Annotated in this window: 14 protein-coding genes; 6 read left to right on the top strand and 8 right to left on the bottom strand. The window is 61.4% G+C overall.

The annotated features are described in order from the left end of the window. Positions 1-72 precede the first annotated feature (72 nt). On the top strand, positions 73-390 hold the full coding sequence (locus UIB01_RS00070) for a tetratricopeptide repeat protein (RefSeq protein ID WP_038655686.1): 318 nt from the start codon (positions 73-75) through the stop codon (positions 388-390). Between the two features lie 28 nt (positions 391-418). On the opposite strand, the gene UIB01_RS00065 is transcribed toward UIB01_RS00070, so the two are convergent. The 3 genes from UIB01_RS00065 to UIB01_RS00055 all read right to left on the bottom strand — a co-directional run bounded on the left by UIB01_RS00065 (position 419) and on the right by UIB01_RS00055 (position 2,273). Next, positions 419-685, bottom strand: a complete 267-nt coding sequence (locus UIB01_RS00065) for a PilZ domain-containing protein (RefSeq protein WP_038655684.1) — start codon at positions 683-685, stop codon at positions 419-421. A gap of 34 nt (positions 686-719) precedes the next feature. Further along, positions 720-1,607: a lysophospholipid acyltransferase gene (locus tag UIB01_RS00060; RefSeq protein ID WP_038655682.1), complete on the bottom strand. Its 888-nt coding sequence runs from the start codon at positions 1,605-1,607 to the stop codon at positions 720-722. A 108-nt stretch (positions 1,608-1,715) separates the two neighbouring features. Then, positions 1,716-2,273, bottom strand: a complete 558-nt coding sequence (locus tag UIB01_RS00055; RefSeq protein WP_038655680.1) for a DNA-3-methyladenine glycosylase I — start codon at positions 2,271-2,273, stop codon at positions 1,716-1,718. A 107-nt stretch (positions 2,274-2,380) separates the two neighbouring features. Here UIB01_RS00055 and glyQ point away from each other — a divergent pair, with 107 nt between their 5' ends. Genes glyQ through UIB01_RS00030 form a run of 5 tightly spaced genes read left to right on the top strand, consistent with a single transcriptional unit; the run spans position 2,381 to position 8,094 of the window. Then, entirely contained in the window at positions 2,381-3,328 is a 948-nt protein-coding gene (glyQ, locus tag UIB01_RS00050) for a glycine--tRNA ligase subunit alpha (RefSeq protein WP_003284253.1), read from the top strand. Next, the gene (gene glyS, locus UIB01_RS00045) at positions 3,325-5,379 is read left to right on the top strand and encodes a glycine--tRNA ligase subunit beta (protein WP_038655679.1); all 2,055 of its coding nucleotides are present in this window, start codon (positions 3,325-3,327) and stop codon (positions 5,377-5,379) included. Before glyQ ends, glyS begins: the two co-directional genes overlap by 4 nt. 4 nt (positions 5,380-5,383) lie before the next feature. Next, entirely contained in the window at positions 5,384-5,926 is a 543-nt protein-coding gene (gene gmhB / locus UIB01_RS00040) for a D-glycero-beta-D-manno-heptose 1,7-bisphosphate 7-phosphatase (protein ID WP_038655677.1), read from the top strand. Beyond that, complete coding sequence (locus tag UIB01_RS00035) at positions 5,923-6,672, top strand: lysophospholipid acyltransferase family protein (protein ID WP_038655675.1); 750 nt, start codon at positions 5,923-5,925, stop codon at positions 6,670-6,672. Before gmhB ends, UIB01_RS00035 begins: the two co-directional genes overlap by 4 nt. A gap of 51 nt (positions 6,673-6,723) precedes the next feature. Then, positions 6,724-8,094 carry a GGDEF domain-containing protein gene (locus tag UIB01_RS00030; RefSeq protein ID WP_038655673.1) on the top strand — a complete coding sequence of 457 codons (1,371 nt, stop codon included), beginning with the start codon at positions 6,724-6,726 and terminating at the stop codon, positions 8,092-8,094. A gap of 71 nt (positions 8,095-8,165) precedes the next feature. Here UIB01_RS00030 and ahpF read toward each other — a convergent pair whose 3' ends face one another. The 5 genes from ahpF to dnaA all read right to left on the bottom strand — a co-directional run bounded on the left by ahpF (position 8,166) and on the right by dnaA (position 16,064). Then, entirely contained in the window at positions 8,166-9,728 is a 1,563-nt protein-coding gene (ahpF, locus tag UIB01_RS00025) for an alkyl hydroperoxide reductase subunit F (protein ID WP_038655671.1), read from the bottom strand. A 220-nt stretch (positions 9,729-9,948) separates the two neighbouring features. Then, positions 9,949-12,363, bottom strand: coding sequence for a DNA topoisomerase (ATP-hydrolyzing) subunit B (gene gyrB, locus UIB01_RS00020; protein WP_038655669.1), 2,415 nt, complete (start codon positions 12,361-12,363; stop codon positions 9,949-9,951). Continuing rightward, positions 12,360-13,472, bottom strand: coding sequence for a DNA replication/repair protein RecF (gene recF, locus UIB01_RS00015; RefSeq protein ID WP_038655667.1), 1,113 nt, complete (start codon positions 13,470-13,472; stop codon positions 12,360-12,362). Before recF ends, gyrB begins: the two co-directional genes overlap by 4 nt. 9 nt (positions 13,473-13,481) lie before the next feature. Next, entirely contained in the window at positions 13,482-14,585 is a 1,104-nt protein-coding gene (gene dnaN / locus UIB01_RS00010; RefSeq protein ID WP_038655665.1) for a DNA polymerase III subunit beta, read from the bottom strand. A gap of 33 nt (positions 14,586-14,618) precedes the next feature. Then, a complete protein-coding gene (dnaA, locus tag UIB01_RS00005; protein ID WP_038655664.1) occupies positions 14,619-16,064 on the bottom strand; it encodes a chromosomal replication initiator protein DnaA in 1,446 nt (481 codons plus the stop codon). Positions 16,065-16,175: the final 111 nt, after the last annotated feature.

The raw sequence follows: 16,175 nt of genomic DNA, 5'->3' as shown, positions 1-16,175 counted from the left end.
AGCCTTGCCCGGCAAGTACTTTGCACTAAAGTGAAGACACTCCCTGGGTACCGCGCAGCAAAAGGTCCGAACATGCTCGAATCGCTGGAAAAGATGCTCTCCCAAGGCATGGACAATCCGATGCTGCGCTTCGGCCTCGGCAAGGGCTACATGGATGCAGGCCAGCCTGGTCGAGCAGCGCAGCATCTGCGCCGCTGCGTCGAGCTCGACCCGAAATACTCCGCCGCGTGGAAGCTGCTGGGCAAGGCGTTGCAGGCCGATGGCGACAAGCAAGGCGCCCATCAGGCCTGGGAGCGCGGCATCGCGGCAGCTAGCGCTCAGGGTGACAAGCAGGCGGAAAAGGAAATGAGCGTGTTCCTGCGCCGGCTCGACCGGCTGACGCCCGACTGAACCACCAGGCCGCCGCGCGCCGAAAGGATCAGTCCTCGCGCAGGAACTGCAGGCCGACCCCTTCGGCATCGACCCGCATGACCACCATTCGCAGTTCCGGCGCCGGAATGGGCAGATCCTGGACCTGACCAGTCACTTCGTCCCCGGGGTGTAAAACCACCAGTTCCGGATGCCGCACATAGACACCGCCATCGGACAGATCCCGGGTATGGGCGAAGACCTCACCGAAGGCCGGATGCGCGATGCGGATGCGACACTTCATGTTGGTACGCGGATGCTGACGCTGGTTGCGCATTGAGTTCGTCCTTGTCGTTCTTGTTCGAGTTTGGTCAGTACCAGCGCTTCTCGCCGGCGGGGCGTTTCTTGAAGCGCTTCATGGTCCACATGTATTGGCTGGGATAGGCGCGGACATACTTCTCGATCATCGCGCTCATGGCCGCCACACCGGTTTCGGCATCCTCGCTGTACATGCCTTGGGGCGCGGCCTCGAGTACCACTTTGTAGCCTGAGCCATCCTCCAGGCGCAACGCGTGAAGAAACACGCCAACCGCCTTGCCACCGGCCAGCATGCCGGGCACGAACTTGCTGGTTAGCGCCTGGGTGGCGAGAAATGGCACGAATATGCCGCTGCCTTCACTGGGCTCAGGGTCGGCCGGGATGCCCACAGCACCGCCGCGACGAACTTCCTTGATGACGCTGAGAATCCCTTCACGAGTCGACGGCGCGACGCGATTGCCCAGCTGCACGCGCTGCTGTTGCAGCAACTCGTCCACCGCCTTCAGCTTCGGTGGCCGGTAGAAGATGATCGGTTTGCATTGCGCGCAGTAGAAGTGATTGAGCACTTCCCAGTTGCCCAGGTGGCTGGTGATGCCGACCACGCCCTTGCCCGAGGCCAGCGCCGCCTGCAGCACGTCGAGGCCTTCCACCTCGCGGACCAGTCTCAAGGTCTTCTCCGCCGGCCAGATCCAGGCACAGGCGCTTTCGGTGAAGGTCATACCGGTTTCACGCAGGGTACGCCCGAGCAGGGCATCGAGTTCCGCCGGGCTCAGCTCGGGGAAGCACTTCTGCAGATTGATCCGTGCCACTTCGCGCGAGCGGTTCGGCAGCTTCCACATCAGCCAGCCAATCATCGCGCCCAGCCCCTGGACCATGCGCCAGGGCAGTCGAGCGAAGAGTCGCAGGGAGCCGACGACGATGGCACCTTTGAGCTTTTCCACACCGCACTCCGAAATTTTCAGGTTGCCTAGTCTACCTGCAACCGTGATCAGCTTTCAGGCGCAGCCGTCGCAATGCCCTGCATCTTGGCAACGCAGCCCTGCGGTGGATCATTCGGTGCCAGCCAGCACGGCATACCGCTCGCAGTCGGTGAGGTGATCCATGACCAGGCCGCAGGCCTGCATGTAGGCGTAACAGATGGTCGGCCCGACAAAGCTGAAGCCGGCTTTCTTCAGGCCCTTGCTCATGGCCTCCGCCTCGGGCGAGACGGCAGGGACCTGATCGATGCGCTCGAAGCGGTTGATCTTCGGGTCGCCGCCGACAAAGGACCAGATGAAATCCACCGGATCTTCCAGCTTCAGCCAGGCATGAGCATTGCTGCGCGCGGCCTCGAGCTTGCGCCGGTTGCGGATGATGCCAGGGTCCTGCATGCGCTCGTCGATCTCGGCATCGCTCATGCGCGCCAGGCGCTCGGCGTCGAAACTGAACAGCACCTGCCGGTAGCGCTCGCGCTTGCGCAACACGGTGATCCAGGAAAGCCCGGCCTGGAAGGCCTCGAGCAAGAGGAATTCGAACAGGACCTGCGGGTCGCGCACGGGGACGCCCCATTCGCGATCGTGGTAGTCGATGTACAGCGGATCCGTGCCGCACCAGGCGCAACGTGGCATGCAGTCTCCTTGCGCAGGCCTCGTCCGATGGCCGAAACCATCGCAAGCGCGACCATGCGGGGGGTATACTTCGAGGCTTTCTGTCGAAGCCCAGCACAGGTGAAATTTTGAGCCAGACTACGCCTGCCGTGCGCACCTTCCAAGACCTGATCCTCGCCCTGCAAAGCTACTGGGCCGAGCAGGGTTGCGTGGTCCTGCAGCCCTATGACATGGAAATGGGCGCCGGTACATTCCACACCGCCACCTTCCTGCGCGCCATCGGTCCCGAGACCTGGAACGCCGCCTATGTTCAGCCTTCGCGTCGCCCGGCCGATGGCCGCTACGGCGAGAACCCCAACCGTCTGCAGCACTACTACCAGTTCCAGGTGGTGCTCAAGCCCAACCCGGACAACATCCAGGACCTGTATCTGGAGTCGCTACGCCGCATCGGCGTCGACACCTCGGTGCACGACGTACGTTTCGTCGAAGACAACTGGGAATCGCCGACCCTCGGCGCCTGGGGTCTGGGCTGGGAAGTCTGGCTCAACGGTATGGAAGTCACCCAGTTCACCTACTTCCAGCAGGTTGGTGGCGTCGAGTGCTATCCGGTCACCGGCGAGATCACCTACGGTCTCGAGCGCCTGGCCATGTACCTGCAGGGCGTCGACTCGGTCTATGACCTGATCTGGGCCGACGGTCCGTTCGGCACCGTGACCTATGGCGACGTGTTCCATCAGAACGAAGTGGAGCAGTCGACCTATAACTTCGAGCACGCCAACGTGCCGAAGCTGTTCGAACTCTTCGACTTCTACGAAAGCGAAGCCAACCGCCTGATGGCCGCCGAACTGCCGCTGCCGGCCTACGAAATGGTGGTCAAGGCCTCGCACACCTTCAACCTGCTTGATGCCCGCCGCGCCATTTCGGTCACCGCTCGCCAGCAATACATCCTGCGCGTACGCAGCCTGGCGCGCTCGATCGCCCAGAGTTACCTGCTGGCCCGCGCCAAACTCGGCTTCCCCATGGCCACCCCCGAATTGCGTGACGAAGTGCTGGCGAAGCTGGAGGCTGCAGAATGAGTGCACTGGATTTCCTCGTCGAACTGGGTACCGAAGAACTGCCCCCGAAGGCGCTCGCCAAGCTGGCCGAAGCCTTCTGCGCCGGTATCGAGAAGGGCCTGAAGGACGCCGGCCTGGGCTTCGTCAAGGCGCAGGCCTATGCCGCACCCCGGCGCCTGGCGGTGCTGGTCGAGCAGCTGGCCACGCAGCAGCCTGATCGCAGCATCAACCTCGACGGCCCACCGATGCAGGCCGCCTTCGACGCCGACGGCGAGCCGACCCAGGCCGCCCTGGGCTTTGCCCGCAAGTGCGGCGTCGACCTCGCCGAGATCGATCGCAGCGGCGCGAAACTCAAATTCAGCCGTACCATTGAAGGCCAGCCCGCCAGCCAGCTGCTGCCAGGTATCGTCGAAGCTTCGCTGAACGATCTGCCGATCCCCAAGCGCATGCGCTGGGCCGCACGCAAGGAAGAATTCGTTCGCCCGACCCAGTGGTTGGTGATGCTCTTCGGTGAGCAGGTGATCGATTGCGAGATCCTCGCCCAGCGTGCCGGTCGCGAATCCCGCGGCCACCGCTTCCACAGCCCGGGCCAGGTGCACATTTCCAAGCCTTCCAGCTATCTGGAAGACCTGCGTGGCGCCCATGTGATCGCCGACTTCGCCGAGCGCCGCGAGCTGATCGCCAAGCGCGTCGAGCAGCTGGCTGCCGAGCAGAACGGTACGGCCATCGTGCCGCCGGCGCTGCTCGATGAAGTGACCGCGCTGGTCGAGTGGCCGGTGCCGCTGGTCTGCTCGTTCGAGGAACGCTTCCTCGAAGTGCCGCAGGAAGCACTGATCACCACCATGCAGGACAACCAGAAGTACTTCTGCCTGCTGGATGCCAACGGCAAGCTGCTGCCGCGTTTCATCACCGTGGCCAACATCGAATCCAAGGACCCGGCGCAGATCGTTTCCGGTAACGAGAAGGTCGTGCGCCCGCGTCTGACCGACGCCGAGTTCTTCTTCAAGCAGGACAAGAAGCAGAAGCTCGACAGCTTCAACGAGCGCCTGAAGAACGTGGTGTTCCAGGCCCAGCTCGGCACCGTGTTCGACAAGGCCGAACGCGTCTCGCGCCTGGCTGGTCTGATCGCCGAACGCACCGGTGGCGACAAGCAACGTGCCGCCCGCGCCGGTCTGCTCTCCAAGTGCGACCTGGCCACCGAAATGGTTGGCGAGTTCCCGGAAATGCAGGGCGTTGCCGGTTACTACTACGCGCTCAATGACGGCGAGCCGGAAGACGTGGCGCTGGCGCTGAACGAGCAGTACATGCCGCGCGGCGCCGGTGGCGAATTGCCGACTACTCTGACCGGCGCCGCCGTGGCGGTCGCGGACAAGCTCGACACCCTGGTCGGCATCTTCGGCATCGGCATGTTGCCCACCGGCTCCAAGGACCCCTACGCCCTGCGCCGTGCCGCCCTTGGCGTGCTGCGCATCCTCATCGAGAAGCAGCTGGACCTGAATCTGGTCGAGGCAGTGAACTTCGCCATCGGCCAGTTCGGTACGCAGGTCAAGTCGGCCGGCCTCGCCGATCAGGTCCTGGAGTTCATCTTCGATCGCCTGCGTGCGCGCTACGAGGACGAAGGCGTCGACGTCGCCGCCTACCTATCGGTGCGTGCCGTGCAGCCGGGCTCGGCGCTGGACTTCGATCAGCGCGTGCAGGCCGTACAGGCTTTCCGCACGTTGCCGGAGGCTGCAGCACTGGCCGCAGCCAACAAGCGCGTCTCCAACCTGCTGAGCAAGTTCGATGCGAAGCTGCCGGAAGCGGTCGAGCCGCGCTGGTTCGACAACGCCACCGAGTTCTCGCTGTACTCGGCGATCCAGCAGGCCGAGCAGGCGGTGCAACCGCTCGCCGCGGCGCGTCAGTACCGTGAGGCGCTGGAGCGTCTGGCGCACCTGCGTGGCCCGGTGGATGCCTTCTTCGAGGCGGTGCTGGTGAATGCCGAAGATGCTTCGGTGCGCGCCAACCGTTATGCCTTGCTGGCCCGGCTGAGAGGACTGTTCCTTGGCGTTGCCGATATTTCCGCACTTGGCTAAGCCCGTGAAGCTGATCGTGCTGGACCGTGATGGCGTGATCAACGAGGACTCCGACGAGTACGTGAAGTCGCTGGAGGAGTGGATCCCCATTCCCGGCTCGCTGGAAGCCATCGCGCGGCTATGCAGGGCTGGCTGGACGGTGGCTGTGGCCACCAACCAGTCGGGCGTCGCGCGCGGCAAGTTCGACCTCAGCACCCTCGGTGACATGCATTTCAAGATGCAGCAGCTGGTGATGGAGCAGGGCGGACGTATCGATCTGATCGTGCACTGCCCGCACGGTCCGGACGATGGCTGCAACTGCCGCAAGCCGAAGCCTGGAATGTTTCGCAGCATTGCCGAGCACTTCGGCCTGGCGGACCTGAAGGGCGTGCCGGTGGTTGGCGACAGCCACCGCGATCTGCATGCCGGCATGCTGCTCGGCGGCGTGCCCTACCTGGTCAGAACCGGGAAGGGCCTGCGCACCCTGGAAGGTACGTTGCCGCCAGGTACCCAGGTCTTCGACGACCTGGCCGCTGTTGTCGATCATCTACTCGAGAGTTCTCGATGAGCCTCCTGTTACCCGTTCGTATCGCCCTGTTCTATTTCATGCTGGCGTTCACCGCGTTCGCCTGGTGCCTGGTGAGTCTGGTGTTCGCCCCGTTCATGGCGTTCCGCGCGCGCTATCGCTTCGTGGTACAGAACTGGTGCCGCTGTGCCGTATGGCTGGGCAAGACGCTGGTAGGCCTGCACTACGAGGTGCATGGTACGGAGAATGTACCAGCGCGCCCCTGCGTGATCCTGGCCAAGCATCAGAGCACCTGGGAGACCTTTTTCCTCTCGGCCTACTTCGAGCCGCTGACCCAGGTGCTCAAGCGCGAGCTGCTGCGGGTGCCGTTCTTCGGCTGGGCAATCATGCTGCTCAAGCCGATCGCCATCGATCGCGACAACCCCAAGGCGGCGCTACGCCAGGTTGCCAAGCAGGGTCACGAGCGTCTGGAGCAGGGCGCCTGGGTGCTGATCTTTCCCGAAGGCACCCGTGTACCGGTCGGCCAGCAGGGCAAGTTCTCGCGCAGCGGCGCCGCACTGGCGGTGAACGCCGGTTTGCCGGTGCTGCCCATCGCGCACAACGCCGGCTTGTTCTGGCCGAAGGCAGGCTGGGGCAAGCGACCCGGCACCATTCAGGTCGTTATCGGCCAGCCCATGTTCGCTGACAGCGAAAGTCCGCGCGCCATCGCCGAGCTGAACCAGCGCGCCGAAGACTGGATCAACGCACGGGTCAGCGAGCTTGAAGCTCAGAGTCGCGCGACCCTCTGATCAATACGCCGGGGCAGGGCAGGGACGTCCACCCATCTTAGCGAGTCCCCTATGCAGCAAATACCCAACCACCAGCTGGTCGCCGAATGGCTGCGCCTACTCGACGGCTACCCGACCGAAGCGGCTGCCGCACTGCATGCCGTTGCCGAAGAGAAAAGCGCCGAACTGGCCGAGCACTTCTATTCGCAGATGCTGGCCGACCCGCACTCGGCCAGCTTCCTGTCCCACGAGCAGGTGAAGAGTCGCCTCGGCAAATCAATGCAGAAGTGGATCGTCACGGTGTGCTCCTCGACCGCCCATAGCGACCTCGACGCCGTGGTCGACCTGCAGCGCAAGGTCGGCGACATCCATGCGCGTATCGAGATTCCGGTCAGCCTGGTACTGCGCGGCTCCCGCTCGCTGAAGGGTCGGCTGCGCCAATTGTTGGAAGAGCGCGATCTCGACGAGCCGGTGCGGCGCAAGGCTGCCCGCATGGGCGCCGATCTGATCGACCTGGCCGTGGAAATCATCTGCTTCGCCTATTCCCAGTCCCACGATCGCAACTCCCGTGCTGAGGAAGCCTATCGGCTGTTCTCCGTGTCACAGAATATCGGCGTCGAGAAGGAACGTCAGCGCGCGGCACTGCTCGATTGGGAAAACCAGCTGATGTTCGATCTGGCGATCGGCAACCTGAGCGGAGCATTGCCACAGCTGGCCGGTTCCGAGTTCGGCTTGTGGTTTCGCCACAAGGCATCCCACGCGTTCCAGGGTTCGCCGGAAAGCGCGAGCATCCTCGATTACATCGAGCGCATCGACGAGGAACTCAAGGCGATCGCTACGCTGCAGGATACTGGCGAGCGCCTGGCCAAGCTGCATCAGATTCGCGAACAGACTCGCTCGATCAAATTCCTGCTCGACAGCCTGTTCGAGCAAGCCAATGACCTGGAAGCCGGCCGTGACGTGCTGACGCGCTTGCTCAATCGCAAATTCCTGCCGGTGGTAATGGCCAAGGAAGTGCTCTACGCGCGTCAGTCGAACAACACCTTCGGCGTGCTGGCCATCGACGTCGATCACTTCAAGCGCATCAACGACACCTACGGCCACGAAGCCGGTGATCAGGTCCTGCAGCAGGTCGGCGCATTGCTGGCGAGCAACACCCGTGGCGGCGACTACGCGTTCCGCCTGGGTGGCGAAGAGTTCCTGCTGGTGCTGGTGGACATCGATGCCAACAAGGCACTGGCGGCGGCGGAGAAGCTGCGCGAACGCATCGCCCGCGAACACTTCCGTCTTTCCAGTGGCGACGTGCTGCAGGTGACGGTCAGCATCGGTATGGCAGTGCACGACGGCCACCCGGACTACGAACGCCTGCTGCAGCAGGCGGATCGCGCGCTGTACCAGGCCAAGCACGGCGGCCGCAATCGCTGCGTGCTGCATCAGGACTGATCGCAACACGTCGCTACGAAGCAAAAAGGGGAGCAGCCTCGCGGCTGCTCCCCTTTCTTTTTGCGCCTTGATCAGGCCGGTGCGGAGCTGCGGATCAGGTGGTCGAAAGCGCTCAGCGAGGCTTTGGCGCCTTCCCCGACAGCGATCACGATCTGCTTGTACGGCACCGTGGTCACGTCACCGGCGGCGAACACGCCGGGGATGCTGGTCTGGCCCTTGGCATCGACGATGATCTCACCGAAGCGCGACAGCTCCAGGGTGCCCTTGAGCCATTCGCTGTTGGGCAGCAGGCCGATCTGCACGAAGATGCCTTCCAGCTCGACGGTGTGCATGTCTTCGCTGCTGCGGTCCTTGTAGACCAGACCGGTGACCTTTTGGCCGTCGCCCTTGACCTCGGTGGTCTGCGCCATCTTCAGCACGCGGACGTTGGGCAGGCTGAACAGCTTGCGCTGCAGTACGGCGTCGGCCCGCAGCTCTTCGCCGAACTCGAGCAGGGTCACGTGGGCGACAATGCCGGCCAGGTCGATGGCCGCTTCCACGCCGGAGTTGCCGCCGCCAATCACCGCCACGCGCTTGCCCTTGAACAGCGGGCCGTCGCAGTGCGGGCAGTAGGCGACGCCACGGCCGCGGTATTCCTGCTCGCCCGGCACGTTCATTTCGCGCCAGCGGGCGCCGGTGGCGAGGATCAGGGTCTTGGCCTTGAGCTCGCCGCCGTTTTCGAACTGCACGCGGTGCAGGCCGTCGTCGCCAGCCGGAATCAGCTTGCTGGCGCGCTGCAGGTTCATGATGTCGACGTCGTATTCACGCACGTGTTCTTCCAGCGCGCGGGCCAGTTTCGGGCCTTCGGTTTCCTTCACCGAGATGAAGTTCTCGATGGCCATGGTGTCGAGCACCTGGCCGCCGAAGCGCTCGGCTGCTACGCCGGTGCGGATGCCCTTGCGCGCGGCGTAGATGGCCGCTGCGGCGCCAGCCGGGCCACCGCCGACCACCAGCACGTCGAAGGCGTCCTTGGCCTTGAGCTTCTCGGCATCACGGGCGCTGGAGCCGGTGTCGAGCTTGGCAAGGATTTCTTCTTCGCTCATGCGGCCCTGGGTGAACAGCTCGCCGTTGAGGTAGATGCTCGGCACCGACATGATCTGGCGCGCCTCGACTTCGTCCTGGAACAGCGCGCCGTCGATGGCCACGTGCTTGATGTTCGGGTTGAGCACGGCCATAAGGTTCAGTGCCTGGACCACGTCCGGGCAGTTCTGGCACGACAGCGAGAAGTAGGTTTCGAAGCTGTAGTCGCCCTCCAGCGCCTTGATCTGCTCGATCACTTCCGGCGCGGTCTTCGACGGGTGGCCACCGACCTGCAGCAAGGCCAGCACCAGCGAGGTGAACTCGTGGCCCATGGGGATGCCGGCGAAGCGCAGGCTGATGTTGCCGCCGATGCGGTTGAGCGAGAACGACGGCTTGCGTGCATCGTCGCCGTCGGTCTTGAGGGTGATCTTGTCGCTGAGGCCGGCGATGTCTTGCAACAGGTTCAGCATTTCCCGGGATTTCTCGCCGTCATCGAGGGACGCGACGATCTCGAAGGGCTGGGTGACCTTCTCCAGGTAGGCTTTCAACTGGGTCTTGAGATTGGTGTCCAACATTGGCAACTGTCCTCGTGAATTGTCCTGCCCTACGGGCTCGGTAAGGTTATGAATTTCGGATAGAGCAACCTTACTCCGGGAAGGGATGATTTCTAAATTGATTAAACCAGTCGAGACGATTTAGACAGCCTATCTTCCAATAACAAAAAACCCCGACCTTTGAGGGACCGGGGTTTTGGTGCTGCATTGGCTAATGTCTGCTGATCTAGAAATCCGAAAATCAGAAGTCCAAGTTCGACACAGCCAGAGCGTTGGTTTCGATGAAATCTCGACGCGGCTCGACAGCATCGCCCATCAGGGTATTGAAGATCTGATCCGCACCAATCGCATCCTCGATAGTTACCTTGAGCATGCGCCGCACGTTCGGGTCCATCGTGGTTTCCCACAGCTGATCCGGGTTCATTTCGCCCAGTCCCTTGTATCGCTGAACGCTATGGCGGCGGGTGCCTTCGGCCATCAACCATTCAAGTGCTTGCTTGAAGGTGGACACCTGTTTCTTGCGCTCGCCCCGCTGAACGTAGGCGCCTTCTTCGAGCAGGCTGTTCAACTTCTCGCCAAGCGCCGTAACGGTTCGGTAGTCGTTGCTGCCGAAGAAGTCACGGTTAAAGGTGATGTAGCTAGCCAGGCCGTGCGAACTGATCTCCACTTCCGGCAGCCACAGATGGCGTTCCTTGTCCTCGCGCAGGCTGACGTTGTAGATCAAACCGGAGCGTTCGCCAACCTTGAGCAGCGCGCTGTATTGCTCGAGCCATGCCTGCATCGCCGAGTGATCGGCCAGTTGCTCTACAGGCACACGCGGCAGGTAGATGAAGTGTTCCGTCAGTTCCTGAGGGTACAGACGTGACAGCCGCTGCAACGTCTTCATCACCGTGCGGTAATCGTTGACCAGCTTCTCCAGCGCTCCGCCAGAAAGCCCCGGGGCGCCTTCGTTAACGTGCAGGCTGGCGTCTTCCAGAGCGGACTGAGTGAGGTATTCCTCCATCGCCTCATCGTCCTTGATGTACTGCTCCTGCTTGCCGCGTTTGACCTTGTACAGCGGCGGCTGAGCGATATACACGTAACCGCGCTCGATCAGCTCAGGCAGCTGACGGAAGAAGAACGTCAGCAGCAGAGTCCGGATGTGCGAACCGTCGACATCGGCGTCGGTCATGATGATGATGTTGTGGTAGCGCAGTTTATCGATGTTGTATTCATCGCGGCCGATACCACAGCCCAGAGCGGTAATCAGCGTGCCCACTTCCTGGGAAGAAATCATCTTGTCGAAGCGTGCTTTCTCGACGTTGAGGATCTTGCCCTTGAGCGGCAAGATTGCCTGGGTCTTGCGGTTACGGCCCTGCTTGGCCGAGCCACCCGCAGAATCACCCTCCACTATGTAGAGTTCGGACAGCGCAGGATCCTTTTCCTGGCAATCTGCGAGCTTGCCCGGCAGGCCGGCGATATCCAGAGCGCCCTTGCGCCGGGTCATTTCCCGTGCCTTGCGCGCAGCTTCGCGAGCACGGGCAGCGTCGATCATCTTGCCAACCACTGCCTTTGCTTCGCTTGGATGCTCAAGCAGGAAGTCGGCGAAGTGCTTGCCCATCTCCTGTTCCACGGCGGTTTTCACCTCCGAGGAAACTAGTTTGTCCTTGGTTTGCGAGCTGAACTTAGGATCCGGAACCTTCACGGAAATGATCGCGGTCAGACCTTCGCGGGCATCGTCGCCGGTAGTGGCGATCTTGTGCTTCTTGGCCAGGCCTTCCTGCTCGATGTAGCTGTTCAGGTTTCGCGTCAGCGCGGAGCGGAAACCGGCCAAATGGGTGCCGCCGTCGCGCTGCGGGATATTGTTGGTAAAGCAGAGAATGTTCTCGTTGAAGCTGTCGTTCCACTGCAGCGCCACCTCGACACCAACGCCGTCGTCGCGCTGAACGTTGAAGTGGAACACCTCGTTGACCGGCGTTTTGTTGGTGTTCAGGTAGGCAACGAAGGCGCTCAGACCGCCCTCGTATTTGAATAACTCTTCCTTGGCAGTACGTTCGTCACGCAGAACGATACCGACGCCAGAGTTCAGAAAGGAAAGCTCGCGCAGACGCTTGGCCAGAATGTCCCAGCTGAAATGGATGTTCTGGAACGTCTCTGCTGACGGTTTGAAATGGATTTGCGTGCCCGAGGAATCGGTTTCACCGACCGGGGCGAGCGGCGCCTGGGGCACACCATGACGGTAGAGCTGCTCCCACACTTTTCCCTCGCGGCGGATAGTCAGCATCAACTCCTCTGACAGCGCGTTGACCACCGAAACACCTACGCCGTGCAGTCCGCCGGATACCTTGTAGGAGTTGTCATCGAACTTACCACCAGCGTGCAGCACGGTCATGATGACCTCGGCCGCCGAAACACCTTCCTCGTGGATATCCACCGGGATACCGCGACCGTTGTCACGAACGGTGATGGACTCATCGGTATGGATGGTGATGGAGATGTCACTGCAATGGCCGGCCAGCGCTTCGTCGATCGAGTTATCCACGACCTCGAAGACCATGTGGTGCAGGCCGGTGCCGTCGTCGGTATCGCCGATGTACATGCCAGGGCGCTTGCGCACTGCATCGAGGCCTTTGAGTACCTTGATGCTCGACGAATCGTACGTGTGGTTTTCGCTCATGCCTTCACTCCCGAGGGGCCGTGGACCTGGGTGATTTCCCCATGTTCCACGTGAAACATTGAGACTGGCGTCTGTTCCTGCCAGCCTGCTTGCAAAACGGTTGAATCTACACAGGTGATAAAAACCTGACAGTTAAGTTGCTCGAGCAACTTGCACAGCGCCAGCCGATGCTGAGCGTCCAACTCGGACGGCAGGTCATCGACCAGATAAATACATTGCCCGCGCTTGGCCTCACTGACGAGATGGCCTTGAGCGATGCGCAACGCACAGACAACAAGCTTCTGCTGGCCGCGCGACAACACTTCAGCCGCATTGTGATTGCCAACTTTCAGTCGGAGGTCGGCACGCTGCGGACCTGACTGGGTATGTCCCAACGCACGATCCCGCTCCAACGACGAAGCAAGTACATCCGCCAATGGGCGGTCTTTGTCCCATCCGCGGTAATAGCTAAGCTTCAATCCATCCAGCTCCAGCAACGCTTTAAGCGTGGTCTCGAAGACCGGCTTCAGTGCCTGTATATAGGCCCGCCGATAGGCGTCGATCTCATCACTGGCGAGGGTCAGCTCGCGGCTCCAGGCCGCGTCCGAAGCGCCGTCCAGTGTACCATGCCGCAGCCACGAGTTACGTTGCCGCAGGGCCTGCTGCAGGCGCTGCCAGGAGGTCAGAAAACGACGTTCCACGTGGAACACACCCCAATCCAAGAACTGCCTCCGCAGCTTGGGCGCGCCTTCGAGCAGGCGGAAACTGTCGGGATTGATTAGCTGCAGCGGGAGCGTATCGGCGAGTTCGGCTGCTGACCTCACGCTATTTCCGTCGATACGGATCCGGACTTCACCGCTTCGATCACGCGAGACACCGAGCGCGCGACTATGCTCATCGGGCAAATCCACCTGACCGAAGACGGTGCAAGCAGATTGCTCGTACGTGATTACGGGGTTGAGCCGGATGCTGCGAAAAGACCGCGCCAAGCCAAGCAGATGGATGGCCTCGAGCAGACTGGTTTTACCGCTGCCGTTGTCACCGAAAAGGATGTTGATGCGAGGAGAAGGAGACAACGTCACCGGGTGCAGATTGCGGACCCCGGTGACGGAGAGACGACTAAGGGACATTAAGCAGAATTACAGGCGCATCGGCATCACGACGTATGCAGAGTCGTCGTTGTCGAATTCCTGGACCAGCGCGCTGCTGTTTGCATCGGAAAGAATGAGACGAACCTGCTCGGTGGTCATCACACCCAGCACATCGAGCAGGTAGCTGACGTTGAAACCGATTTCCAGAGAGCCGCCGTTGTAGTCGACTGCCACTTCTTCCTCTGCTTCTTCCTGCTCCGGGTTGTTCGCCTGTATTTTCAGCAAGCCGCTTTCCAACTGCAGACGAATACCACGGTATTTCTCGTTCGACAGAATCGCCGTGCGGCTGAACGCCTCGCGCAGCAACTGGCGATCGCCTACCACCAATTTGTCACCGCCCCGCGGCAGCACGCGCTCATAGTCCGGGAACTTGCCGTCCACCAGCTTCGAGGTGAAAGTGAACTCGCCAGTAGTGGCGCGGATATGATGCTGGCCCAGGACGATGCTGACTTCAGCGTCCTGGTCGTTGAGCAAGCGAGCAAGTTCCAGAATGCCCTTACGCGGCACGATCACCTGATGCCGATCGGGTTGTTCGATACCCGCCTGCATCGAACACATCGCCAGACGATGCCCATCGGTCGCCACGGCGCGCAACATGCCGTTGGAAACCTCGATAAGCATGCCGTTCAGGTAATAGCGAACGTCCTGCTGCGCCATGGCGAAGCTGCTGCGCTCGATCAGCTTGCGCAGCTTGCCTTGTTCGACGCTGAAGGAAAGCGAACCTGGGCCCTCTTCCACAGTAGGGAAGTCATTGGCCGGCAAGGTGGACAGAGTGAAACGGCTGCGCCCGGATTTGATCACGACTTTCTGATCATCCAGACGGATGCTGATCAACGCGTCGCTCGGCAGGCTCTTGCAGATATCCATGAGCTTGCGCGCCGGAACGGTGATCTCGCCCGGCTCGGCAGCATCTTCAAGTGCCACGCGACCAACCAGCTCGACCTCAAGATCGGTACCGGTCAGCGACAGTTGCTGGCCTTGCACCACAAGCAGAACGTTGGACAGCACCGGCAAGGTCTGACGGCGCTCGACGACGCCAGCAACCAGCTGCAGGGGTTTCAACAGGGCTTCGCGCTGAATGGAGAAATGCATGGTCTGGTCCCTTGCCTATAGATTAGGTAGCACTCAGGTTGTCAAAGTTCGCAGCAAATTCTTGTAATCTTCGCGGATATCCGCGTCGGTTTCCCGCAGTTCGGCGATCTTACGGCACGCGTGCAGAACCGTGGTGTGATCCCGCCCACCGAATGCATCGCCGATTTCCGGCAGGCTGTGGTTGGTCAGCTCTTTCGACAGGGCCATCGCCACCTGACGCGGGCGCGCCACCGAACGGGAACGCCGTTTCGACAGTAGATCGGAAATCTTGATCTTGTAGTACTCGGCCACGGTGCGCTGGATGTTGTCGACGCTGACCAGTTTATCCTGCAACGCCAGCAAGTCCTTCAGGGATTCGCGAATCAGCTCGATGGTGATATCGCGCCCCATGAAGTGCGCGTGGGCAATCACCCGCTTCAGTGCACCTTCCAGCTCACGGACATTGGAACGGATGCGCTGGGCAATGAAGAATGCCGCATCGTGAGGCAGATCGACCTTAGCCTGATCGGCCTTCTTCATCAGAATCGCGACACGGGTTTCCAGCTCAGGCGGCTCGACCGCGACGGTCAACCCCCAGCCGAAGCGCGATTTCAAACGTTCCTCTAGACCATCAATCTCTTTCGGGTAGCGATCGCTAGTGAGAATGACCTGTTGGCCGCCCTCGAGCAGCGCATTGAAGGTATGGAAGAACTCTTCCTGCGACCGCTCCTTCTTGGCGAAGAACTGGATATCGTCGATCAGCAGCGCATCCACTGAGCGGTAGAAGCGCTTGAATTCATTGATCGCGTTGAGCTGCAGCGCTTTCACCATGTCAGCCACGAAACGCTCGGAGTGAAGGTACACCACCTTGGCGTTCGGATTCTTTTTGAGCAGGTGATTGCCCACCGCGTGCATCAGGTGGGTTTTACCCAGGCCGACACCGCCATAGAGAAACAGCGGGTTATAGCCGTGCTTGGGGTTGTCGGCTACCTGCCAGGCAGCCGCCCGGGCCAACTGGTTGGACTTACCTTCGACGAAATTTTCGAAGGTAAAGGTGCGGTTCAGGTAGCTGGTGTGCTTAAGGCCGCCTTCCACCTGAACGTTCCGCTCCCCCCGAGGTTGTTCGGGTTCGCTGGTGTCCGCCGACAAAGGCTCGAAACGGGCTGGCGATGGCGTCGTCGGTGCGCTGACTGCGACTGACTGCGGCTGGGCACGCGCAGCAACGGCTGCAGAGGGTAGCGCTGCCGCAGCGGTTCGCTTACTACCTATCAACAGAGAAAGCGCCGGAGCCATTCCGCTCGAGCGCTCGGATAGCAACTCCAACAGGCGCGACAGGTACTTCTCGTTGACCCAGTCGAGCACGAAACGGTTGGGCGCATAGACACGCAGCTCATCGCTGTCGCCTTCAACCTGAAGTGGACGAATCCATGTGTTGAATTGCTGAGCAGGCAGTTCATCGCGCAAAAGCTCAACACACTGCTGCCAAAGTTCCACCGACACGGAAACTCCTATCGACTCTGTCGTGGTAAGACGGCGGCCATTGTAGCTGCGCGCCCCTCGGTTATCCACAACAACTCGGCTGCGCGGTACCGCGGTGGAAGGCATAGCGAA

Source organism: Stutzerimonas decontaminans (genome assembly GCF_000661915.1).
GTDB lineage: Bacteria > Pseudomonadota > Gammaproteobacteria > Pseudomonadales > Pseudomonadaceae > Stutzerimonas > Stutzerimonas decontaminans.
Note: the sequence above shows the minus strand (reverse complement) of the source record. Positions and strands in the feature narration are given on the sequence as shown.